The 22,162-nt window shown below is 69.0% G+C and carries 19 protein-coding genes and 1 pseudogene; 12 read left to right on the plus strand and 8 right to left on the minus strand.

Annotated elements, in window-relative coordinates:
• Nucleotides 1-321 precede the first annotated feature (321 nt).
• Nucleotides 322-2,115: an alpha/beta hydrolase gene (locus NAEX_RS35485; RefSeq protein WP_143141443.1), complete on the minus strand. Its 1,794-nt coding sequence runs from the start codon at nt 2,113-2,115 to the stop codon at nt 322-324.
• A 474-nt stretch (nt 2,116-2,589) separates the two neighbouring features.
• Between NAEX_RS35485 and NAEX_RS53315 the strand changes: the two genes are divergently transcribed.
• The 3 genes from NAEX_RS53315 to NAEX_RS53325 all read left to right on the plus strand — a co-directional run bounded on the left by NAEX_RS53315 (nt 2,590) and on the right by NAEX_RS53325 (nt 3,949).
• Entirely contained in the window at nt 2,590-2,994 is a 405-nt protein-coding gene (locus NAEX_RS53315; RefSeq protein ID WP_245913871.1) for a reverse transcriptase family protein, read from the plus strand.
• 78 nt (nt 2,995-3,072) lie between these two features.
• Entirely contained in the window at nt 3,073-3,225 is a 153-nt protein-coding gene (locus NAEX_RS53320; RefSeq protein ID WP_245913872.1) for a hypothetical protein, read from the plus strand.
• The gene (locus NAEX_RS53325; protein WP_245913873.1) at nt 3,191-3,949 is read left to right on the plus strand and encodes a reverse transcriptase domain-containing protein; all 759 of its coding nucleotides are present in this window, start codon (nt 3,191-3,193) and stop codon (nt 3,947-3,949) included. Before NAEX_RS53320 ends, NAEX_RS53325 begins: the two co-directional genes overlap by 35 nt.
• Before the next feature lie 119 nt (nt 3,950-4,068).
• On the opposite strand, the gene NAEX_RS51225 is transcribed toward NAEX_RS53325, so the two are convergent.
• Both NAEX_RS51225 and NAEX_RS54765 read right to left on the minus strand, forming a co-directional pair.
• Nucleotides 4,069-4,284, minus strand: a complete 216-nt coding sequence (locus tag NAEX_RS51225; protein WP_170136274.1) for a transposase domain-containing protein — start codon at nt 4,282-4,284, stop codon at nt 4,069-4,071.
• Between the two features lie 83 nt (nt 4,285-4,367).
• Nucleotides 4,368-4,448: pseudogene (locus tag NAEX_RS54765) on the minus strand (hypothetical protein); the annotation flags it as partial.
• A 411-nt stretch (nt 4,449-4,859) separates the two neighbouring features.
• On the opposite strand from NAEX_RS54765, the gene NAEX_RS35500 reads away from it, so the two are divergent.
• Nucleotides 4,860-7,883 (plus strand): tetratricopeptide repeat protein, encoded by a 3,024-nt coding sequence (locus NAEX_RS35500; RefSeq protein ID WP_170136275.1) that lies wholly within the window; start codon nt 4,860-4,862, stop codon nt 7,881-7,883.
• 167 nt (nt 7,884-8,050) lie between these two features.
• Nucleotides 8,051-8,761 carry a hypothetical protein gene (locus NAEX_RS35505; RefSeq protein WP_100793527.1) on the plus strand — a complete coding sequence of 237 codons (711 nt, stop codon included), beginning with the start codon at nt 8,051-8,053 and terminating at the stop codon, nt 8,759-8,761.
• Between the two features lie 105 nt (nt 8,762-8,866).
• Here the strand turns inward: NAEX_RS35505 and NAEX_RS35510 are convergent, their stop codons facing one another.
• Nucleotides 8,867-10,309 (minus strand): IS1380 family transposase, encoded by a 1,443-nt coding sequence (locus NAEX_RS35510; protein ID WP_143825755.1) that lies wholly within the window; start codon nt 10,307-10,309, stop codon nt 8,867-8,869.
• A gap of 565 nt (nt 10,310-10,874) precedes the next feature.
• On the opposite strand from NAEX_RS35510, the gene NAEX_RS35515 reads away from it, so the two are divergent.
• The gene (locus tag NAEX_RS35515) at nt 10,875-11,141 is read left to right on the plus strand and encodes a type 2 periplasmic-binding domain-containing protein (protein ID WP_096331910.1); all 267 of its coding nucleotides are present in this window, start codon (nt 10,875-10,877) and stop codon (nt 11,139-11,141) included.
• A 48-nt stretch (nt 11,142-11,189) separates the two neighbouring features.
• On the opposite strand, the gene NAEX_RS35520 is transcribed toward NAEX_RS35515, so the two are convergent.
• Both NAEX_RS35520 and NAEX_RS35530 read right to left on the minus strand, forming a co-directional pair.
• Nucleotides 11,190-13,829, minus strand: coding sequence for an FG-GAP repeat domain-containing protein (locus NAEX_RS35520; protein ID WP_143141591.1), 2,640 nt, complete (start codon nt 13,827-13,829; stop codon nt 11,190-11,192).
• Nucleotides 13,830-14,018: 189 nt separating this feature from the next.
• Complete coding sequence (locus NAEX_RS35530; RefSeq protein ID WP_211302612.1) at nt 14,019-14,564, minus strand: transposase; 546 nt, start codon at nt 14,562-14,564, stop codon at nt 14,019-14,021.
• A 101-nt stretch (nt 14,565-14,665) separates the two neighbouring features.
• On the opposite strand from NAEX_RS35530, the gene NAEX_RS35535 reads away from it, so the two are divergent.
• Together NAEX_RS35535 and NAEX_RS35540 are read left to right on the plus strand one after the other, a co-directional pair.
• The gene (locus tag NAEX_RS35535) at nt 14,666-14,989 is read left to right on the plus strand and encodes a transposase (RefSeq protein WP_096325681.1); all 324 of its coding nucleotides are present in this window, start codon (nt 14,666-14,668) and stop codon (nt 14,987-14,989) included.
• 11 nt (nt 14,990-15,000) lie between these two features.
• Complete coding sequence (locus NAEX_RS35540; RefSeq protein WP_211302334.1) at nt 15,001-15,996, plus strand: IS3 family transposase; 996 nt, start codon at nt 15,001-15,003, stop codon at nt 15,994-15,996.
• A 156-nt stretch (nt 15,997-16,152) separates the two neighbouring features.
• Here the strand turns inward: NAEX_RS35540 and NAEX_RS53330 are convergent, their stop codons facing one another.
• Entirely contained in the window at nt 16,153-16,635 is a 483-nt protein-coding gene (locus NAEX_RS53330; protein ID WP_143141335.1) for a helix-turn-helix domain-containing protein, read from the minus strand.
• Between NAEX_RS53330 and NAEX_RS35545 the strand changes: the two genes are divergently transcribed.
• From NAEX_RS35545 to NAEX_RS35555, 3 genes are all read left to right on the plus strand, one after another.
• Nucleotides 16,629-17,420: a reverse transcriptase domain-containing protein gene (locus tag NAEX_RS35545; RefSeq protein ID WP_256254112.1), complete on the plus strand. Its 792-nt coding sequence runs from the start codon at nt 16,629-16,631 to the stop codon at nt 17,418-17,420. The two genes, NAEX_RS53330 and NAEX_RS35545, sit on opposite strands and share 7 nt — an antisense overlap.
• A 120-nt stretch (nt 17,421-17,540) precedes the next feature.
• Nucleotides 17,541-18,014: a helix-turn-helix domain-containing protein gene (locus NAEX_RS54770; protein WP_420814174.1), complete on the plus strand. Its 474-nt coding sequence runs from the start codon at nt 17,541-17,543 to the stop codon at nt 18,012-18,014.
• Nucleotides 18,015-18,688: 674 nt separating this feature from the next.
• Nucleotides 18,689-20,404 (plus strand): leucine-rich repeat domain-containing protein, encoded by a 1,716-nt coding sequence (locus NAEX_RS35555; RefSeq protein ID WP_096331915.1) that lies wholly within the window; start codon nt 18,689-18,691, stop codon nt 20,402-20,404.
• 578 nt (nt 20,405-20,982) lie between these two features.
• Here the strand turns inward: NAEX_RS35555 and NAEX_RS51230 are convergent.
• Entirely contained in the window at nt 20,983-21,237 is a 255-nt protein-coding gene (locus NAEX_RS51230; protein WP_100793468.1) for a hypothetical protein, read from the minus strand.
• Here NAEX_RS51230 and NAEX_RS51235 point away from each other — a divergent pair.
• Nucleotides 21,229-21,945: a protein kinase gene (locus tag NAEX_RS51235; protein WP_143141336.1), complete on the plus strand. Its 717-nt coding sequence runs from the start codon at nt 21,229-21,231 to the stop codon at nt 21,943-21,945. The genes NAEX_RS51230 and NAEX_RS51235 overlap by 9 nt on opposite strands.
• Nucleotides 21,946-22,162: the final 217 nt, after the last annotated feature.

Here is a 22,162-nt window from a genome sequence, read left to right on the forward strand (position 1 = left end):
ATTCTACAGGCCGGATGAATGGCCGCGTCCGCTCATTTGGATCGGCCACTGGTCCCCGTCAAACGACAAATTGAAGGCGCATTCTCGCACGAGTTGTCTCGGTGGCCGAGTCGTCCACGCGGCGCTCGAGGCGATGGTCCGCCATGGGCTCGTCGATGCCGGGTCTCCGGCGTCGGCGTCGGTGCCGCATGCTGGCTCTTGACGACGGCCGATCTCTGTGTGGGCACGGGAGTGACCATTACGAGCAATGTGGGCGGCTCCATCACGCCCGCCGGCCGGGCGGGGACGTGCCGAGCTCCGCTGCGGCCCCCGGCGCGGCCGTCAGTAGCGCCAGCTCGTGGTGTCGGCGCCGGGTGGGGCGGTGCGGAGGAAGTGGTCGACGAGCAGTGGGATGAAGCGTGAATGATAGGTGAGGCGGGACTCGAAGTTCATGTGGTCGCGGTCGCCGCTCCAGCAGTGGCCGTCGCCGTGTCCGTAGGCGACGTGCCATTCGGGCGGTGGGTCGAGCTCGCGCATGCGCGCCTCGATCAGGCGGACCGAGCGTTCGAGGTAGTACGTGTCCATGTCGCCGGTGTTGAGCCACAACTTGCCGCGCAGCTTGGGCGCGAGCCGGGCCCAGTCGCGGGTGATGATGTGGCCGATGTCGTAGTGCTCGTGCCAGTGGGCCGCGACCTCGCGGTCGATGACGCCGGTCTGCTTGTCGAAGATCCGGCGGGGATAGCCGTCGGGGCCGACCGGCGAGTACACGGCCTCCCAGATGTCGAATTGCTGGCCCGAGCGCGAGCGGGTGCCGAGCGCGAGCTCGAGGCGGTTGTCCTGTTCGACCAGGCTGCGGGCGGTGCCGTCGGCGCGGCGCGAGCCGATCCGCGGCGTGCGGCGGAACGGGCCGACGGCGTAATACGCGTTCTCGTCGGCGTAGATGTCGATCGTCACGTACGCGCGGAAGTCGAGCGGGTCGGGGCAATTGCCGACCGCGCCGTTGTACTCGTCGGGGTAGAGCACCTGCGCCGCGATCGCCTCCCAGCCGCCGGTCGATCCGCCGTACAGGCCGCGCGCCCATGCCCCGAGGCCGCGGAATTGCTGCTCGAGATGCGGGACCAGCTCGTGGGTGATCGCGTCGCCGTACGGCCCGAGGTTCTGGGAATTCACCGCGTACGAATCGTCGTAGTACGGGTTCGCGTGCTCGAGCTGCACCAGGATCACGCGCGGGAAGTCCGGTCCGGTCCACTGCTGGTGGAATCGATAGCCTGCCTCCTGGACCATGCGCTCGTAGCCGAGGCGCGCGCACGCGGGGCCGTGGCCGTTCGGGCACTCGCGCGCGAGGCCCTCGCGGTCGACCGGCGGCAGCCCAGGATCCGGCGGCGTCTCGCGGTAGCCGGCCAATTCACGGCCGAAGTGCGAGTGGTAGATCATCAGGGGATAGCGGGCCTCGGGGTGTGTGTCCCAGCCCTCCGGCAGCAGCACGCGGGCGCCGAGCTTCGTGCTCCGCCCCCAGAAAGTGGTGAGCAGCGGGCTCTCGAGCTCGACGTGTCGCAGCAGCCGCGTGTCGGTCACAGGCGGCAGCGGCGAGATCACCTGGTCGAGCTCGAGCGCCAGCTCGGTCGCGCCGCCCGGCTCGATCCGGACATGCTGCGGGGCGGAGATCAGGTTGCCCGGCGCGCGGTTCCACTGCTGCCCCTCGCCGCGGTCGGGGGGCAGCGACACCACGTGGCCGTCGGCCCGGCGGAACGTCTCGTAGCGGTGCAGCACGGCCTGCGCGCGGTACTCCCCGGCCGGCAGCGCGGCCCAGTCGGCGAGCGGGTAACCGGCGACGTCGCCGGCCAGCGCGATCGGCTGTCCCGAAGGCCAGCCCTCGACGTCGAGCCCGAACACCTGCGCCGTGTGGTCGTCGTCGCCGACCATGAACCGCGGCTCCTGCTCGCCGCCGGCCGCCAGCAGGACCAGGAGGCGGCCCTGCAGCGGCCCGTCGACCAGGCCCGGGCGCACGCGCATGGTGACCTTCGCGCTCGAGGCCGCCGCGGGTTTCGGGGCGGGCGTCGTCGGCCCGCAGATCTGCGCGGGCGGGGACGCGGGTTGACACGCGAGCAGTGCGAGCAGGGCGAGGGCGGCGCGCATGGCCCTCGGGACCATACCACCACGACGTCCGCGGCAGCGCCGCGGCGGACTCACGCGCCGGATCCCGCGTCGAGGCTGAGAGGCGCGGCCTGGAGCCCGCTGCCGTCCGGGCGGCGATGTTCGATTCCGAGTCGAGCTCCGATAGCGAGCGGCGCTGCTCCCCGCCGGCCGGCCGCTGCCGCCGGGCCGCGGCCGCGCGCGTGTCCGAAGGGCACGGGACCACGTCGGTCTCGCGTTCTGGCGGATGCCTTGTCCGACCCCTCGGCGTCGCGCAGGAAGTCGGCCGCATGAGTCTGCACGCACTCGGGCTGTCAAAGATCAAGGTCGAGCCCCTGGCGAGGGCAACCACAGCGCGAGCCGGAAGGGCAGCAGGACGTCGGAGCGCCTCGTAGTACCGGAGAAGCAGGGGAACCCGCCCCACGGGGACCCGGCGGAGGGAAGGGGGCGCCTTGCCAGAGAACCGAGGAGGGAAAGATGCCGGGAACATCGGAACCCATCCGCATCTCAACGAAACAAGATCGGATAGCGGAACTTGCGAGGCAGATCCAGGGCGCGGCGCTGAGGACGCTGGCGCACAACATCGACCGCGAGTGGCTGAAGGCGGCCCACGCCGTGACGCGCAAGGACGCGGCGGCGGGAGTCGACGGTACGACGGCCAAGGACTACGAGCGGGACCTCGAGGCCAACCTCGAGCGGCTGCTCGACGCCGCGAAGGCGGGAACCTATCGAGCCCCGCCGGTGCGGCGTGTGCTGATCCCGAAGGGTGAGGGCAAGATGCGGCCGCTCGGGATCCCGACGCACGAGGACAAGGTCCTTCAGCGGGCGGTGGCGATGGTGCTGGAGCCGATCTACGAGCAGGAGTTCTACGACTTCTCGTAAGGCTTCCGGCCGGGGCGCTCGGCGCACCAGGCGCTCGAGGACCTGTGGCAGGGACTCATGCAAAAGAGGATCGGATGGGTGCTGGACGTCGACGTCCAGAACTTTTTCGACACCCTCGACCATCAAATCTGCCGGGATCTGCTCAGCAAACGGGTGAGTTGCGGGGTGATCCAGCGCCTCGTCGGCAAGTGGCTCAATGCGCGTGCTCGAGGGCGGCGTCGTGCGACGTAGCGATGTGGGCACCCCGCAGGGGGGCGTGATCTCACCGATGCTGGCGAACATCTACCTGCACGAGGTGCTCGACAAGTGGTGGGTCGGCGAAGTCCTGCCGCGCATGCGCGGCGAGGCATTTCTGATCCGCTTCGCGGATGACTTTGTCATCTGCTTCGAGCACAAGGACGACGCGAGGAGGGTCCAGGTGGCGTTGGCGCAGCGCTTCGCTCGCTACGGCCTGACCCTGCACCCTGGGAAGACCCGCCTCTTGCCATTCCGCCGTTCGCGCGATGGAGGGGTAGAGGAGCGCAGCCCAGGAACGACGAGGTCGTTCGACTTCCTCGGCTTCACCCACGATTGGGGGAAGTCCAGGAGCGCCGGGATGGTCGTCAAGCGAGCCACGATGAGGTCGCGCTTCACTCGGACGGTACGGGCGATCGCTGAGAGGCTTCGCCAGCACATGCGCGAGACCTTGACCCATCACGCCAAGAGCATCGGCGCCAAGCTCAAGGGGTTCGACTCGTACTACGGAATTACCGGGAACGGCTCGGCCTTGAAGCGCCTGCGCTACGTGATCGAGAGGGTGTGGTGGAAGATCCTCTGCAGGCGCTCCCAGAAGGGCTATGTCCTCTGGGAGGGGTTCTACGGTGGGATTTTGAAGAGGTTCCCCATGCCTCCGCCGCGGGTTGTGCATTCCGTGTACACGCAGCGAACCTCTGGCAAGAAGAGCCGGATGCGGTAGTTCCGCACGTGCGGATCTGCGGGGGGAGGCCGCGAGGTGCTCACACGGGCGCCGCCGAGCGCCCGGCAAGTCTCAGGACCTCGCGGTCTCCCTACCCGACACGGCGCGGCTGGCCCGGACTACACCGGCGGGGCATGGTCGGCGAGCGTGACGGCGCGGAAGACGTTGGCGGCGAGGCGCTGCTGAGCGTCCTCGTGCTCGCGGGTCTGCTTCCAGAAGGCGGGAGCGAGCTCGAGGACACGGCTCCTGGGCCAGGACGGCAGGACGCAGAGGAGGTCGCGCAGGTAAGCCCAGGGTTGGATGCCGTGGAGCTGGCAGCTGGCCAGGAGGGACACGAAGAGCGTGTTGGTGCGGGCGCCCTCGTCGCTGCCGAGGAACAGCCAGTTTTTCGGCCGAGGACCTCGCGGCGGAGGTTCCGCTCGCTCACGTTGTTGTCGAGCGGCAGACGTCCGTCTGCGAGAAAGCGCCCGGGACATTCGTCAAAAGTCCCAGTGGACATTTCGGCGGCGGCGACTGGCGCTCACCGACGCACGGGGCATGACTCCCGCGGGGCCCCTGGTGTTCGAGATGTTCGCGGCGGGCCTCGCGGACAAGAGGGTGAGGTGCGACGCCACGCGTTCGTCCGTTGGAACGATCTCGACGCACGCGAGCTCGTCGCCGAGATGACGAAGGCCGTGGCGACCCGCGAGGGTAAGGCGGCGACCTCGACAGCGGCCGCGCTGGTCTCCTATCATGCCGGGCGATGATCTCCAACAGCGACGAGACTGTCCCACCGGACGCTCCGCCGCGGCTTGCGTTGTCGACGGGGGGGGTTCCGGCGAGCGACGACACACGCACCGGCGAAGAGGCGCCGCGGCGGGGTGAGCACGACGCGGACCCCGACCGCGGCACAATCATTAAGCGCTACATCGTGCTATACAAGCTCGGCGCCGGCGGGATGGGGATCGTGCTGGCGGCCTACGATCCGGAGCTCGACCGCAAGGTCGCGCTCAAGCTGTTGCGGCCGCGCGCCCACGCGGGCGCCGATCTGATGCACGCGTCGATCCGCCTGCACCGCGAGGCGTTGGCGCTCGCGCGGCTCAACCACGGCAACATCGTCGCGGTGCACGACGTCGGGATCCATCGCGACCGTGTGTTCGTGGCGATGGAGTTCGTCGAGGGGCGGACGCTCGGCGCTTGGTTGCGCGCGGAGACCCGCGGCTGGCGCGAGATCGTGCGGGTGTTCGAGCAGGCCGGGCGCGGGCTGGCGCACGCGCACGAGAAGGGACTCGTGCACCGCGACTTCAAGCCGGACAACCTGATGATTGGCGCCGACGGCCGGGTGCGCGTGATGGACTTTGGGATAGCGCGCACCGACGACGGCGATCCCGACGACGGGCGCACGGCGCCCAACGACGCGCTCGTGGCGAGCAACGGCGTGCTCGCGGCGCCGCTGACCCACACCGGCACGCTGCTCGGGACCCCGGCGTATATGTCCCCCGAGCAACTGCGTGGCGAGCAGGCGACCGCGCACTCCGACCAGTTCAGCTTCTGTGTCGCGCTGTACGAGGCGCTGTACGGCGAGCGGCCGTTCGCGGGCGACAGCCTGGCGGAGCTGGCGGCCGCGGTCGCGCACGGGCGCCTGCGCGCGCCGTCGCGCGCAGGGAGCGTGCCAGGCTGGCTGCGCGCCGCGGTGGTCCGCGGGCTCGCCGCCGAGCGAGAGCGGCGCTGGCCGGCGATGCCGGCGTTGCTGGCGGCACTGGCCGACGACCCGTTGCCGGGCCGGCGCCGGCGGGCGCTCGGCGGGGTCACGGCAGTGCTGCTCGGCTTCGGCGTGTACAGCGGGTTCGCGGCGATGCAGGCCGACGGCCGCGCCTGCGCTGGGATGGCGGACAGGCTGATCGGGATCTGGGACATGGACCGCCGCGCCGCGATCGAGCGCGCGATCGTCGGCAAGAACGTCAGCTACGCGCAAGACACCTGGGAGCGCGTCGGCTCGCTGCTGGACGACTACACGGAGCGCTGGGTGGCGATGCGGACCGAGGCGTGCGAGGCGACCCGCCGCGGCGAACAGTCGGGCGAGCTGCTCGACCTGCGCATGGCCTGCTTCGACGATCGGCTCGCCCACGTGCGCACGACGCTCGATCAGCTCGCGGCCGCGGACGCGACGGTGGTCAAGCAGGCGGTGTCGGTGGTGCTCGGCCTGCCGCGCCTCGAGCGGTGCGCTGACAAGGAAGCGCTGACGGCCGAGGTGCGGCCGCCGGAGGACCCGGTGACGGCGCTGAAGGTGGCGGCGCTGGACCAGCGCCTGGTTGAGGCCGAGGCGATGGAGCGGGCCGGCAAGATCGGCGACGGCCTCGTGGTCGCCGAGCAGGTGGCGTTGTCCGCCGAAACTCTCGCGTACGAGCCGCTGCGCGCGCGGGCGCTGCTGCGCCGGGGCTCGCTGCTCGCGCGCGACGGGGACTTCAAGAACGCGGAGGAACGGCTCGCGGAGGCGTTCCACGCGGCGATCGCCTCGCGCATGACCTCGCAGGCCGCGCTTGCGGCCGCGCGGCTGGTCGAAGTCGTGGGCGTCCGTCTCGCTCGCTTCCAGGACGGCCGGCGCTGGGGCGAGCACGCCGACTCGCTGACCCGCGCGGCGGCGTCGGACGAGCTCCGGGGGCTGTACTTCCACCACGCAGGCACCCTGGCGTGGCAGGACGGCAAGTACGTGGAGGCGCGCGAGTTGCTGGACCGCGCGCTCGCGCTGCGCGAAAAGGTCCTCGGCCCCGATCACCCCGACACGTCGACGACGCTCGCCAACCTCGGCAACTTGTCCCTGGCGACAGGCGACCGCGACGCGGCGCGAGTGTTCCACGAGCGCTCGCTGGCAATCAAGGAGCGGGCGCTCGGCCCGAACCACCCCGACGTCGCCAGGAGCCTGGTCGGGCTCGGCATCGCCACCGAATCGTATGCGGCGTCGCACCGTCACCTGGAGCGCGCGCTCGCCGTCTCCGAGGCGGCATTCGGCCCCGACCACCCCGACGTCGGCAACGCGCTGCTGCACCTCGGCGTACTCGCGTCTGCCGAGGGGAAGCTCGACGAATCCCGCGATTACTACGAGCGCGCGCTCGCCAACCAGGAGCGCTCGCTCGGGCGCGATCAAGCGAGCGTGGCGACCATCCTCCACAATCTCGGCGAGATCACGGCGGCGATAGGCCATTACGCGGAGGCGCGCGGGTACCATGAGCGCGCGTTCGCCATCACGGAGAAAGGGCTGGGCCCCGAGCACAGCAAGTTCGCCGACTCGCTCTGTTACCTCGGCAACATGGCGACGCTCGAGGGGAAATTCGCGGAGGCGCGGCAGTACCATGAGCGCGCGCTCGCCATCATGGAGAAGGCAACGGGCTCCGAGCACGTGGTGATCCCGCTGCTCGGCCTGGGCGATGTCGCGTTCGCCGAGGGGAAGTTCGCCGAGGCGCGCGGGTACTTCGCACGCGCGCTGCCCATCTGGGAGAAGAGCAGGGGCCCCGACAGCCGCCGTGTCGCCGACGTCCAGGTCCGGCTCGGCCACGTCGCAACGTCCGAGGGGCACCACGACGAGGCCCGCGCCGGCCTCGAGCGCGCGCTGGCCGTGTACGAGGGCACGCTGGCCCCGGATCACCCGGACATCGCGGCCGCGCTGCTGCCCCTCGGCAAGGCGCTAATCGGGGAGGGCAAGCCGGTCGCGGCGGTGCCACTGCTCGAGCGGGCGCTGGCGATCCGCGGCGCCCGCGAGGGCGACCCCGTAGACCTCGCCGAGCTGCGCTTCACCCTCGCCCGCGCGCTGTGGGACAGCCCGGACGGCCAGGGCCGCGACCGCACGCGCGCGTGGGAACTGGCGCGCCTCGCTCGCCCGCCGCTCGCGACGGCCGGCGAGCGGACGGCGCGGACGCTCGACGCGCTCGACGCGTGGGTGCGTGCCAGGCCGGGCTGAGCTCGGCTCGCGTGATGAGGAATGCATCAAGAAGCAGGTCGACAACTACCACGAGAAGGGCGCCAACATTCCTCCCGACGAGCCGACCTGCCAGGCGAGCGAGCAAAGCCGCTACACGGGACCTTCCGATTCCGAGTCCAGAAGCAGGAAACGAAAGTGACAAGCACATGAGCAACCCTGCAAACTTCGACACGGCGAAACCGGCCTTCGAGCAGGTCGTGTTCTTCGCTGACGGCGTTGTGATCGACGAATCGACGGCGGCGTTCGCGGCTGGCTTTGTCGACGCGCCGGATGTGGCCACGTCGCGGGTCCTCTGGCGGTTCGATGATGGATGGGCGTCCGATGATGTCGAGCACGACTTCGTCGTTTGCCTCGCCTTCTCGATGGCCCGCAACCAAGTGTTCGGGCTGGGACGAAACGGTTGGGTCCGCTCTTCGGGCGGAGCCGGAGTAAGTTTCGAATTCGATTCGATCTGCGGCGAGTACACTGACGTGGAGATCCTCGGGGCCAGCGATCGCGGTGTGATGTCGCGCATCCGAGCTATCTGCGACAGCGTATTCGCTTGCGGCTGGGGCTCCCAGATCTACAAGCTGACGGGCGACGAGTGGGTTCCATTCGAACAAGGATTGGTGCCGGGTGCTCGGCACGGCTTCCTCGACATCAACGGCCCGGCCGAGGACGATTTGCATGCGATCGGGATGGACGGCGTCATAGCGCACTTCGACGGGAAGGCGCTAGTCCGGATTTCTCACCACGGATGGGTGGGGGCCCGCCAAGCGCCTGTCAGGGGGCTTGGTGGAAGGGTGTTGGACGCCGTCGACGTGAGCCGGGAGGTGCGCTCGTTACGTCCCACTGCTGGCGCGAGATCGAGCTGTTAGATGGATTACAAAGCCGGCTGCGCGTTTGGGGTGACCTGCGCATAAGGACAGACGAGCCCCGGCGCGCAGCGCGGCGCGCCCTTTGAGTGACGGATGTCGAGGCCGTCAGCGTCTCATGACGTGATGACGGTAAAGGTTCTCGAGGACGCGCCACCACACGTGCTGGAGCGGGAAGACCGAGCTTAGGGAGACGCGGAGCCTGCGGACCGAGGCGGTGACGATGGCGCCGATCTTGAGCAGCCGCGTGCGGATCGTGGAGACCTGGGCGTGGGCGAGCTCGGTGCCGGCGAGGGCGATCCGGCGGAGCTCGTTGAGAATCATGTAGGCGACGGACGACAGCCACAGGCGGAGCTGGTTGGCGCGCAGCGTGTGGGCGCTGGTGCGGTCGGCGAAGAGGCCGAGTTGCTGCTCCTTGATCCGGTTCTCCATGTCCCCACGAGCGCAGTAGAGGTCCTCGTAGAGCGAGCGCGCGTCGTACTCGTCATGCGAGAGGTTGGTGGCGACGAAGCGCGGGTTCTCCTTGTCCGTCGTGTACTCGGCCTTGCCGACCACCCGGCGCTCTCGCGACCACGTCCTGTTGGTCTCGTAGCGAAAGTCCTTGAAAACGCGCGCATCCTTGCCGGTCTGCTCGGAGATGGCGCGGGCCTGCTTCATCTCGTCCTCGAGCTCGGCGATCAGGCGCGAGTTCTTCTGCAGGCCGAGGACGAAGAAGAGGCCGTTGTCCTCGCACCAGCGCATGACCTCGTCGCGGCAGAAGCCGGAATCGCCGCGCACGATGATCCGGACGGCCGGCCAGCGAGCGAGGATCTGACTGACGATCCTCTCGAGCTCCTCGACCGCGCCGCTGACTGGCTGCTTGTCGGCGGTGTTCAGCGCGGCGCCAAGGATGAAGTCGCCGCAGAAGACGTACAGCGGCAGGTAGCAGTAGCTGTCGTAGAAGCCGTGGAAGAAGCGACCCTCCTGCTTGCCGTGTACGGGGTCGTCCGTCGCGTCGAGATCGAGGACGATCTCGGCGGGCGGCCGATCGTGCGCGGCCAGGAAGGTGTCGACGAAGAGGCGCTGGATGCCGTGGTCGTCGTAGCTGATCTTCTTGTAGCGCTCGTCGCCGGCCACCGTGGGCTTCGCCAGCTCCAGGCGGTTCAGCGTGCTCTTGCCCGCCAGCGCATGGCCCCGGTCGCGCACCCGCTTGCGCTGCTCGCCGGTCGGATCGGCCTTGCCTATCGCCAGCGCGAGCAAGGCATCGTCGCGGAGCACGTCGTGGTCGTTCAGGTCCTCGTAACCACACAGCAGGCCCAGCACGCGCTGCGCGAGCAGTTCCTCGACGGTGTGCTCGATGCGGCTCGGGTCGCGGTGGTCCCGGAAGCAGGCCGCGAAGTCCCGAAACACACCTGAACTCTTGGTCAGCTCCCGCAGCAACAGCAGGCCCCCGTCCGAGCTGACCCGTCCGCCGTCAAAGGCGGCCTCGACACGCCTCCGCCCGGCCGGTTGAAAATCGAACTCGGTGCGGATACACCTTGTCGTGTTCCGGCCGTACCCCTGGGTGGTCAGCAATCGTTTCACACCCGCTCGAACTCGGGAAGTGCGGCCGGAATTCCTTCCCGTGGTGAGAAATCCGGACTAGAGCGTCGTCGACTCGACCACCAACCTCAACCTGTTTTCGACCGCCTGCCTGTCCAACGGCGAGATCGTGATCGTCGGGGCCGAGGGGACCATTCTGCAAGGGCACAGGGATGGGTGGTCGAACCGAGGCGATCCGGCCGTGACCGGCAATCTGTGGGATGTGGCCGAGTACGCGGGCCGATTGTTCCTCGCGGCGACCCGGTCGCCGACGGGCTTGCTCGAGTCGTCACTCCATGGATGGGTGCCGGTCGGCACGGCATGCCGGGCAAGGCGACGACACACCGGCTGCGCACCGGCGCGGGCCGGTTGTGGTCGGTCGGCGAGTACGACCTGCTGAAGTACGACGGTGCGGCATGGACCCGTGTGCCCTGCCCGGAAAACGAACCCCGACCCACGTGCGCGCCCGCAGAAATTGCATGATCCTCAACATCCCACAATCTTGAACTCCACCCTCCGATCCAACGCATCCGTCGCATCATCCATCCCCGTCCTGATGATGTTCCGTCGATCTCGAAAGGGAGCTCGGCGCTTCATCGTCGCCGGCCGCCCGCACCCCGTCGCGCTGCGCCCGGTCCTGGCCACCAACAGCACCGACGCGACGATCGCCCACGCCGAGCTCGAGGTCGTCCTGGTCGAGTTCGAACCGCCGCCGCAGCCGATCCACCTCGTCTACCCGAGCGCCCGCCTGGTCTCGGCCAAGGTCCGCGCCTTCGTCGACCTGGTCTTGGAGACATGTGACTGGAGCTTCGTCGCGCTGTGACCGTCCATGCATTCCACACGGGCGCCGCGCCCTGGCCACCTGCCGCCGTCAGCGGCAGGTGCTGAGGACCACGTGGACGCCGCGCTCCGTGGTGTAGACGAAGTCGGCCTTGGCGTCGCCGTCGAGATCCTGAGCGGCGAATTGATGCATGTCCGGGGTGGTGTAGGTCGCGGACGAGCCGAATTTGGCGTCGCCCTTGTTCAGCGCGTAGCCGAGGGCGGTGCCGCCGAAGGCCACGTCGAGCGCGCCGTCGCCGTCGACGTCGGCGGTCGTGAACCTGGGAGGCAGCGGCGAGCCGAGGCCGAACCCGTTGGCCGGGTAGCGCTTCACCGGCGCGAGCTCGCCCTCGCCGAGGTTGAGCAGCACGCCGTAGGCCTGGCGCGAGGCCGCGGCGACCACGTCGAGCCGGCCGTCGCCGTCGAGGTCCGCGGTCATCAACGCGCTGGGCGGGAGCCCGACGCCGAGGGTGTCCTGCAGCTCGAGGTTGCCGGCGCCGTCGTTGCGCAGCACGTGCGCCACGTTCTCCCCGCCGGCGACCACGTCCGGATCGCCGTCGTCCTCGAGGTCGAAGACGACCAGGCTCGAGAGCGTCTCGTCAGGGGTGAACAGCGCCTCCTTGATGAACTTGCCGCCGCCGATGTTGCGCGCGAGCGTGACGGCCATATCCTCGTTGACGTACTCGACGGTGACGAGGTCGCGCCGGCCGTCGCCGTTCAGGTCCACGATGCTCCAGTCGCGCGCCTTGTAGTTGACGCTCTGGACCGCGGGGGCGAACGTGCCGTCGCCCTTGTTGCGCAGGACGACGACGCTGTTGTCCGCATCGACGATCACGTCGAGCGCGGCGTCGCCGTCGAGGTTCGCCAGGGCGAAGAGCTGGCAGTACGTGCCCACCGGCACCGGATACGCCGCGCCGGCGAAGCTGCCGTCGCCCAGGTTGCGCAGCACCCGGACCGACTTTGTCTTGTCGCTGCACAGCACGAGGTCGGGCCGGCCGTCGCCGTCGACGTCGCCGACCTGCGGGCGCTTGCCGCCCAGCTCGTTGCTGCTGGCGAGCTCGAACTGCCCCGCGCCCTGGTTGAGCAGGGTGTGCTGCTCGTCGCCGGTTACGGCGATGTCGGCGTCGCCGTCGGCGTCGAGGTCGGCGATGGCGAAGTGCGGCAGGCCGAACAGGCCGAGGCCGAGCGGGAACGTGGTCGGCAGCCGCTCGAAGCTCCCGTCCTGCTGCTGCAGCAGCGGCTGCAGCGACCGCTCGTCCCTGTTCGACGCCAGGATGTCGCGTCGGCCGTCGCCGTCGATGTCGAGGGTGGCGAGGCTGTTGAGCCCCGTACCTCCGTAGTACGAGCCGTCGAGCAGGAACTGGCCCCCGCCTTGATTGTAGAGGGTGCGAACCCGGCGGTTCTGGCCGACGACCAGGTCCTGCAGGCCGTCGTCGTCGAGATCGGCCGCGCTCAAGATCTGCGGGTCCGTGGGCGAGCCGAGCGACCATCGCACCTCGGGGCCGAACGTGCCGTCGCCCTGGTTGAGCAGGACGCCGACGCCGTCGCCGTCGCCGTCGGCCACCGCGAGGTCGGGCCGGTCGTCGCCGCCGAATTCGCCGGCGATCACCACTGTCGGCTCTGCCGCTGTCGGGATCGTGGTGGTGTCGAACTGGTCGCCGCCGAGGTTGCGCATGACGACGAGGGTGCTCTCGATCTTGCTCGTCACGGCGACGTCGGACCTGCCGTCGCCGTCGAAGTCGGCAACCGCGAACGAGTAGCTGATGCCAACGTTGGTGCCGGTCAGCGCCGGCGCGCCGGCGACGAAGGTGGCGTCGCCCTGGTTGTACAGCACTGTGACGTTGTGATCCCAGCCGAGCACCGCGAGGTCGAGCACCGCATCGCCGTCGAAGTCGCCGACGGCCAGCGACTCCGGCCACGCCGGTCCCCAGTAGAAGGTCGGTTCGCCGAAGCTGCCGTCGCCGAGGTTCGGGAACACGACGATCGAGTTGTCCATGCCGTTGGCGACGGCGAGCTCGGGCCGGTCGTCGCCGTCGAAGTCGGCCGCGACCAGCGACCAATCGCTGTACGAGGTCCCGGAGGAGCTCGACGCGCCCTTGTACGTCTCCGGCTGGGCGTACTCGCCGCCGCCGAGGTTTCCCAGCACGACGATGCCGCTGAAGGGGGCGACTCCGGTCGGCCCAGCGCGCACGGCGATGTCGTCGTCGCCGTCGCCATCGAGGTCCGCCGCGACGACTGCCTTCATGCCGAGCCAGAAGCCGAAGTTCGGCATCCCGTCCTGCAAGGAGCAGTGGGTCTCCTCGACGTCGATGACGATCCCCCCGGTCGTGCCCTCCTCGCCCGTCGTGCTCTCCTCGCCGGTCGTGCTCGCCTCGCCGGTCGTGCTGTCGCCGGTCGTGCTGTCGCCGGTCGACGTCGAGGCGCTCGTGGTCGAGCCGCTCGCGGTCGAAGCCGTCGCGGTCGTGCTCGTCGAGTCCTCGCTGGTCCCGCTCGAGCTGTCGACCGGAGCGCTCGTCGAGGGCGCGCTGGTCGAGGTCGGCGTGTCGGCGGTGTTCGAGGCGAGACCGTCGGTCCCCGGCGTGGGCTCGTCCGTGGTCGAATCGCTCCCCACGGTGTCATCACCCGCGGTGGCCGGCTCGGTCGTCGCCGTCGGGTCGGGGCACCCGGCGACTGCGAAGGTGGACAGCAACAATAGCGAGACTCTCGGGTGACCGAATCGCAGTGTGTACATCATTCTGTGGGCTCCGCAGCCTGGGGTTGCAGGCCACGTGCCAGCGAGACGAGCGCGTGACGGGCCGGCGCGGCCCCGGAAGCGAGCGATGTCCCCCGGGGACAATTCTCAAAAGTCCCAGGGGACAATCCGGCGGCGCCGCGCGCGCGCTTAAGTGATTCGAAGAGGGAATCTCCTAAGCCCCTCGCAGAACACCCCCGAACCCCGGCCCCCGCGTATCCTGGCCCAATTCGGTGTTCTGTGAGGGTTCAGCCAGGAGCAGTGCTTCGGCGTGTAGACGAACCGGATTCGATGCGACGGGTCCGACAAGAACGCCGCGCGCGTCTCCATCGTGCGCAGAACACCGCTCTCGCCCTTGGCGCCGAGGGGCACGTCGAGGCCGCAGCGGGAGGCGACGAATCGTACCAGGGCCTCCGAGCTGTGGGTGTTAAGATTATCGAGAACGAAGATCCAGCGTGCGTCGGGATCGCCGTCGACCGTGCGCGCGATGTGGTCGACGAAGTCTTGCTCGGTACGGCGCGGGCCGATCGTCGGGCTCACGATGTGCCCGGTGGCGATCTCCAGATTCGTCGTCAGGCAGAGCGTGCCGTGCCGGACGTCCTCGTACTCGATGCGCTCGATCCTTCCGGGCCGCACCGGGAGCGCAGGCTGAGCGTGCTCGCGCGCCTGGATGCCGGTCTTCTCGTCACAGCTGATGAGATGGACGCCCTGCTCGTGGAGAGTCGTCGTGTACTGCCTCGGCTGGCCCGCAACGGGCCTGAGTTTTGGTAGAGGAGAGGCGTGGCCAGGAGGCCCGCATGAAGAAGCAAGAACGCCGACACTTCACCCCCGAGCAGAAATCCAAGATCCTGCGAGAGCACCACCTCGACAAGGTGCCCGTGTCGGACCTGTGCGAGAAGTACAAGCTGCAGCCCAGCGTGTTCTACGGCTGGCAGCGGGCGCTATTTGAGCGCGCGCCGCAGGTGTTCGTCGAATCTCGCACGACGCCGGCGGAGACGGTCAAGCGCGAGCTCGGCGAGAAGGTGGAGCACCTCGAGGCGAAGCTGGTCAAGAAGGACGCGGTGATCGCCGAGCTGTCGGAGGCGCTGGTTGACCTAAAAAAAGAGCTTGGGGAGCTCTGAACGGCCGCTGGGTGCCCCATGAGACGCGGGACGAGGTGATCGACTTCGTCACCGACTGGTCGGAGAAGACCGAGCTGGCGCCGGCCCGCTTCGCGGGGTGGCTGGGGATCCAGCGGTCGCAGCTGACGCGCTGGCGCGAGCGGTACGGCAAGGCCAACGAGCACAACGGGAAGATCCCGCGCGACCACTGGATCCTCGACGCCGAGCGCCAGGCGATCCTCGACTTCTTCGACAAGCACCCACTCGAGGGCTACCGACGGCTGACCTACATGATGCTCGACCAGGACATCGTCGCCGTCAGCCCGGCGACCGTCTACCGAGTCCTGAGCGCCGCTGGCCGCCTCGATCGCTGGCAGCGCGGTCCTTCGAAGAAGGGCACTGGCTTCCAGCAGCCTGACGGCCCGCACCGCCACTGGCACGTCGACATCGCCTACATCAACCTCGCCGGCACGTTCTACTACCTGTGCAGCGTGCTCGACGGCTACAGCCGTTACATCGTCCACTGGGATCTCCGCGAGTCGATGACCGAACGAGACGTCGAGTGCATCCTGCAGCGCGCCCGGGAGCTGTTCCCCGGGGCGCGGCCCCGCATCGTCACCGACAACGGCCCCCAGTTCATCGCCCGCGATTTCAAGGAGTTCATCCGCGTCGCCGGCATGACCCACGTCCGGATCTCACCCGGCTACCCGCAGTCCAACGGCAAGCTCGAACGCTGGCACAAAACCTTCAAGTCCACGGCCTTACGGCCCGCAGCGCCATCGACGATCGACGAGGCCCGTCGCGTCACCGCCGACTTCGTCGAGCACTACAACGCCCGCCGCCTCCACAGTGCCATCGGCTACATTGCGCCGGTCGACAAGCTCGCCGGCCGCGAAGCTGCGATCTTCGTCGAACGCGACCGCAAACTCGAGGCCGCTCGAGAGCTCCGCCGTCAACGCCGAGAACTTGCTCGCCGACACCAAACCCACCATCATCCCAACCAGACCTGCCCACCCGCAAGTCCGTAAGCCGCACCTCCCTCGGTTGCATTCACGCTGAGCCAATACAGTCGCCTGCTCGTAGAGCTCGCAGATGGCCCGGACCTCCCCGGCGAAGCGCTCCGGGTCCGCGGGCGTGTTTCGCAGCCAGTACTTGACCCTGTGCGGCCGGATGTCGGCCTCCCTTTAAAAATCGGCCGACCTGGCGGCGGAAGCCGAGTCGACGATCCCTCGTTTCACCAGCTCTTGTGCGAGCGCTCCCGGCGTCCAGTGGCTGAAGGGAACGCCGCTCTTCTCCGGGGGCTCGCACGCCAACGCGAAGATCTGTGCCACCTGATGTGCTTCGAATCGGGGCGGCGCGCCCGTCCGCGGTCCGTCCGCAAGTACCTTGAGGATCAAGCGCGCGAGCTCGAGGTCGCTGACGCCGCTCTCCTCCGCAGCGGCCAGTTCAGCTTGGCGACTCCGCCACCGGTGTCGCCATCGGCCGATCGCCTCGGGTCCCATGTCGAGTTCCACCGCCTGCTCGTTGTTCGGAACGCCTTGCCCGGACAACTTCACGATCTGCACCCTCGGGACCAGTTGCTGCGGGGTCTTGTGGCTCCGCTCGAGCTTGTCGAGGATGCGCCGCTGTCGTTCGGAGACGAGGATCCTGGAAGCCGTCCGTGCCATGGTGGTCTTCCGCCTGCACAAGTACCCCGGGTGCGAATCCGCTCCAAACTTCTGGCGTTTTCAGCCGGGCAGCGCAGGGAGCGACGATCTCGCCGCTCCTGGCGAACGTGTACCTGCATTATGTGCTCGACCTGTGGGTACAGCAATGGCGAGGACGTGTGGCGTGGGGCGAGGTCATCGTCGTGCGCTATGCGGACGACTTCGTGCTGGGGTTCCAGCACGAGGCCGACGCGGTCCGGTTCCGGACCGACCTCGAGCGGCGTCTCGGTCGCTTCGGACTCGAAGTCCACCCCGACAAGACTCGGTTGTTCCGCTTCGGCAAACATGCCGCGGCGAACCATCAGGAACGCGGGGAGGGGAAGCCGGAGACCTTCGACTTCCTCGGCTTCACGCATATCTGCGGGAAGTCGAGGGCGGGGAAATTCCTGCTGCTCCGACGAATCTCGAGGAAGCGGATGCGAGCGAAGCTCAAAACGGTGCGCGAGACTCTCCACCAACGGCGCCACCTGCCCGTGCCCGTGCAAGGGCGATGGCTCAGGAGCGTCGTCAGCGGCTATTTCGCGTATCATGCCGTCCCCACGAACATCAAGCGCCTCGACAGCTTCCGCACCCAGGTGATCCGGTCCTGGCACTTCGCCTTGCGGCGACGGAGCCAGCGAATACGGATGACCTGGGATCGCATGAACCAGCTGGCGAGCCGATGGATCCCGCCGCTGCGCGCGCTTCATCCATATCCCTGGGACCGCTTCGACGATCGAACCCGAGGCAGGAGCGGAGTGCGGTAGTTCTGCACGCTCGGATCTGTGCGGGGGGCGGCCCGTGCTGAAGGGCGAAGGGCCGTCCCTACCGCGATCAAGTTGTCCGGGCAAGGCGTTCCGAACAACGAGCAGGCGGTGGAGCTCGACATGGGACCCGAGGCGATCGGCCGATGGCGACACCGGTGGCAGAGTCGCCAGGCTGAACTGGCCGCTGCGGAGGAGAGCGGCGTCAGCGACCTCGAGCTCGAGCGCTTGATCCTCAAGGTACTTGCCGATGGGCCGCGGACGGGCGCGCCGCCCCGATTCGAGGCCCATCAGGTGGCACAGCTCTTCGCGTTGGCGTGCGAGCTTCCGGAGAAGAGCGGCGTCCCCTTCAGCCACTGGACGCCGGGAGCGCTCGCGCGAGAGCTGGTGAAACGAGGGATCGTCGACTCGATCTCCGGGCGCCAGGTCGGCCGATTTTTAAACGGAGGCCGATATTCGGCCGCACAGGGTGAAGTACTGGCTGCGAAACACGCCCGCGGACCCGGAGCGCTTCGCCGGGGAAATTCGGGCCATCTGCGAGCTCTACGAGCAGGCATCGACCCTCCACGAACAGGGCGTCCATCTCATCAGCTGTGACGAGGAGATCGTCTGTGTTCGACGAACCGCGTCGTGGCGACGGCAACGGCGAGCTCGATGGCCCTCGAGCGCGGCCGCACTGGTTTTCTATCCATACCGGCGATGATCTCCGGCAGTCAGAAACCGCCCCACCGGACCCTCCGCTGCGACGCGAGCTTCCGCGGCCGCGGCGACGCCGACGCAAGGGCGCATGACGGCCGTGCCGGGGCAGGTGCAGAGGGCTGTCACTGCCGTCGCCAGGACGACGACCTCGACATGGGGCCGACGCTGGCCGCCTGCGTATGGTTCGCGCTCCCCGGAGAGACGGCCGCAGGGATCGCTCGCCGTGCGGCCGTCGGCAATTCGGACGATCACCACGCCGAGCAGAGACTCGGCGACGCCGTCGGCTCGGGTAACCTCGCAGCTTCCATTCGGTCCAGATGTTGTCGTCGTCCTCCACGAGATCGCGCAGGTGCGCGCGGATGTCGGAGCGGCGGTTGAAGATCGCGCTCCAGTTCGCGCGGGCGCCCGCGGCCGCAGAGGCTCCGCTCCGGGGTGCAGGGGGCAGCACGCCGTCGTCGTCGTCGGCGAAGCGGCGGACCATCGTTTCGCCGGCCCCGGCGGTGTGAGCACGTGCGGTTCGGCGCGGTCGTTGCGGCGGGACGGCGAGCCGATCGGTCTGGCATGCTGGCGCCATGCACACTCGTCCCGTCCTCGTGCTGACCCTGTGCCTCGCCTGCGGGCCCGACACCCCGGGCGAATCGGCCAGCGACGGCAGCAGCGGCAGCCAGGGCACGAGCGCCGGCACCGGCGGCATCACGTCCACGGACCCCGGCGAGGACACCGGGCCTGCGACCCTGACCACCGGCGTCACGGCCACGGGTCCCGGCGAGGATACCGGTCCGACCACCCAGTCCACCGGCGAGACGGCGACGGCCACGAGCGACCCCGTCGAGACGGCGACGGCCACGAGCGACCCCGTCGACACCTCGACGGCCACGAGCGACCCCGGCGACACCTCGACGGGGACCACGGACGCGCCCGTCCTTCCGTGCGACGAGATCGTGTTCGGCTCCCCGGTCGTCGAGGCCAGGGTCCGGGCGACCCTCGACATCCCCGAGGGCCCGATCCCGCCGGAGGCCGCGCTCGGGCTGACGCTCCTCACGGTGAGCGGCGTCTTCGACTCGCTCGCGGGGCTCGAGTGCTTCCCCAACCTCGTCGAGCTCCGACTCCACGGCATGACGCTCGCCGACCTCGGTCCGTTGTCGGGCCTGTCGAAGCTGACGACCCTGGTGATCGGCAAGAGCAAGGTCGCGGACCTGAGCCCGCTCGCCTCGCTCACGCAGCTCGAACACCTCGACATCAGCCGCAACCCGATCGAGTCGTACGCGCCGCTCGCCGGGGTGGCGTTGGCGACGCTGATCGCCGACGAGACGCCGCCGGCGGCGGTGCCGAGCCTCGCCCAGCTCGCCACGCTCGAGACCCTGTCGCTCGCGGAGTGCGGCCTGACCGATGTCGGCGCGCTCGCGCCGCTGGTCGACCTCGTGACGCTCACGCTGCGAGACAACGCGCTCACCGACCTCCTGCCGCTCGCGGGGATGACCTCGCTGCAGTCGCTCGACGTCGACAACAACGCGATCACCGATCTCGCCCCGCTTGGCGGGATGACGGCGATGCGCTCGCTAAGGTTCGTCGCAAACGCGATCGCCGACCTCGGACCGCTCGCGGGGATGACCCAGCTCGAGACCCTCCAGGGCTCGAGCAACGCGGTGACCTCGGTCGCGCCGCTCGCCGGGCTCACCGCGCTGCGGACCGTCGGGCTCAATGCCAACCAGATCGTCGACGTCACGCCGCTCGCGGGCCTGCACGCGCTCGCGCGCCTCGAGCTCAGCGGCAACGCGATCGTCGACGTGCAGGCGCTCGCCCTGCCCGAACTCAGGACCTTGCTGATCTCGTCCAACGAGATCGCCGACTGCGGGCCGCTCGCGGCCGCGGCGAAGCTCGAGACGCTCTCCATCGGCGACAACCCGCTCGTGGCCGGGGTCGACGCCTTCGGCATGCACCCGTCGCTGCGCGCCGTCTTCCTCGAAGCGACCGGACGATCGGCGGTCCCGATCGTCGCGCCCGCGATCCTCGAGGTGCTCCACCTCGACCACAACGCGATCGTCGATGTCGACCCGCTCGGCGCGTACCAGGCGCTGCACTCCGTCCACCTCGATGCGAACGCGATCACCACGCTCGCCCCGCTCGTCGACGACCCCTGGATCACCGAGTGCGACCTCCTCTCCGTCGGCGACAACCCGCTCGACGCGGAGACCCTCGTCCAGGTGATCCCGGCGCTCTGCGAAGCGCTCCTCGACGTCCAGGGGCCTCCGCTCGATGCCTGCACGCGGTGCGGCGCGCCCCCGTGAATCACTCGCGCCGAGCAACTCGCATCAGCTCGAGATCTCGCTCGCCCAGGCGTCCGGCGTGGGGGAACGCCCGCCTCGCAGGCGCGCGTACGGGCGACGGGTCGCTCAGGCCATCGACTCGAGCCGGGCGACGAGCTCGGGGGAGAACGTGCCCTGCGCCAGGAGTTGCCGCGTCTCCTTGAACGTAACTGTACGATGAACCGCGTCATGACGGCGCGGGCGCGTCCGGACTATACCGGCTGGGCATGGTCGGCGAGCGTGACGGTGCGGAAGACGCTGGCGGCGAGACGCTGCTGAGCGTCCTCGTGCTGGCGGGTCTGCTTCCAGAAGGCGGGAGCGAGCTCGAGGACGCGGGTCTTGGGCCAGGATGGCAGGAGGCAGAGGAGGTCGCGCAGGTATGCCCAGGGCTCGACCGCTCGGGATCCCGACGTTCCAGGACAAGGTGGCGCAGCGATCGCGATCGGCGCCGATCGATCGGTAGCGAAGGTGATCGATCTCGGCCTCGCCAGCGTCGGCGCTCCCTTTCACGAGGCTCAGGATGCGCGCTCCGCCTCGCAGATGTCGCCGCGCGTCAAGTCTCAACTCCACCACGTGATCGGCACCCCCGAGTATCTGCCGCCCGAGGCGGGGCACTGCGACGCCGCGCCGAGCCTGGACGTGTTCTCGCTCGGGACGACGCTGTACCAGCTCTGCACGCAGCTCTTGCCGCGCATGACCGGGCTGCGATCGATCCACGAGGTGGTGCCCGGCAGCGACGCGCCCGAAGATCTGTCCCGGCTGCTCTGCGCGGCGCTCGAGCCGACGCCGGCGACCGCCTTCCGTCCGTGGATCACATCCGCCGCGGACTCGAGGCGATCCTCGCCATGTACCCGGCGACGCCAGCACCGAGGCGCCTGTTCGGCGGCTGCTATGACAAGCTCCAGGTCATCGGCGTCGGCGCCAGCGCGATCGTCCATCGCGCCTCGGATCGCCGGCTGTCATGCGAGGTCGCACTCAAGGTGTCGCGCAGCGCAGACCCGGGCGAGGACGACGTGATCCGGTTCCTGCGCGCGGCCAAGATCCTGTCGGCGCTGCACCACCCCAACATCCCGCGGATCTTCCACTGCGGCGAGGACGGCAAGGAGCACATCTTCGTGACGGTGCTGTGCTCCGGCGTGCCCGCGACGGACCTGACCCGCGAACACGACGTGGGCCCCGAGCAGCCCGCGACGACGCATCCGGCGAAGATCGCCGGGCCTTCCCTCCTGGCCCAAGACACTCGGCAGCGTCAACGTCTTCCGCGCCGCTCTGCCCGTCGATCACGCCCCGCCGATGTAACTCGCGTCGGGCTTTCGGATCACGACGCGGTACACCGGACGGTTACGGAAAAGGAGCAGGGCGAGATGACCTGGCGTGTGTGGGCCCGTGAGAGGGTGAGGCAGGCGAACTTGTTCGTGTCACAAACTTATGCTGTGTCACGGACAGGGAGGCAGCGAGAGCAAGTGAGAGGCCTGCAGAGTAATTTTCGAGATGGGCAAGTTCGCGCCATGGTAGAGATTTGAGGGCTGCACTGGTGTTGGCGCGGACTTTGCCGCATGCTCCGGGCTCTTTATGCACAAGTGGCTCGCGACCCACGGCACAACTTGAAACGCCTGTGATTGCGCGAGGTCGGCCTCGCCTTCGACGCGGCCGCCTCGCGTCGCCCGCGGCTGTTCAGATTTGTGCCACTCTCGCCGGCCAGGTTCGGCCGGCGAGCGGCCCTCGTGGCGATGGCGCCAC

Origin of the sequence: Nannocystis exedens, assembly GCF_002343915.1 — a bacterium.
In the GTDB taxonomy this organism is placed as follows: Bacteria; Myxococcota_A; Polyangia; order Nannocystales; family Nannocystaceae; genus Nannocystis; species Nannocystis exedens.

Excerpts from the sequence above, each read along its gene's own strand:
- NAEX_RS35485 (WP_143141443.1), bottom strand. The coding sequence starts at position 2,115 with ATGCGCGCCGCCCTCGCCCTGCTCGCACTGCTCGCGTGTCAACCCGCG.
- NAEX_RS53315 (WP_245913871.1), top strand. The coding sequence starts at position 2,590 with ATGCCGGGAACATCGGAACCCATCCGCATCTCAACGAAACAAGATCGG.
- NAEX_RS53325 (WP_245913873.1), top strand. The coding sequence starts at position 3,191 with ATGCGCGTGCTCGAGGGCGGCGTCGTGCGACGTAGCGATGTGGGCACC.
- NAEX_RS35505 (WP_100793527.1), top strand. The coding sequence starts at position 8,051 with ATGAGCAACCCTGCAAACTTCGACACGGCGAAACCGGCCTTCGAGCAG.
- NAEX_RS35515 (WP_096331910.1), top strand. The coding sequence starts at position 10,875 with ATGATGTTCCGTCGATCTCGAAAGGGAGCTCGGCGCTTCATCGTCGCC.
- NAEX_RS35535 (WP_096325681.1), top strand. The coding sequence starts at position 14,666 with ATGAAGAAGCAAGAACGCCGACACTTCACCCCCGAGCAGAAATCCAAG.
- NAEX_RS53330 (WP_143141335.1), bottom strand. The coding sequence starts at position 16,635 with ATGGCACGGACGGCTTCCAGGATCCTCGTCTCCGAACGACAGCGGCGC.
- NAEX_RS54770 (WP_420814174.1), top strand. The coding sequence starts at position 17,541 with ATGGGACCCGAGGCGATCGGCCGATGGCGACACCGGTGGCAGAGTCGC.
- NAEX_RS35555 (WP_096331915.1), top strand. The coding sequence starts at position 18,689 with ATGCACACTCGTCCCGTCCTCGTGCTGACCCTGTGCCTCGCCTGCGGG.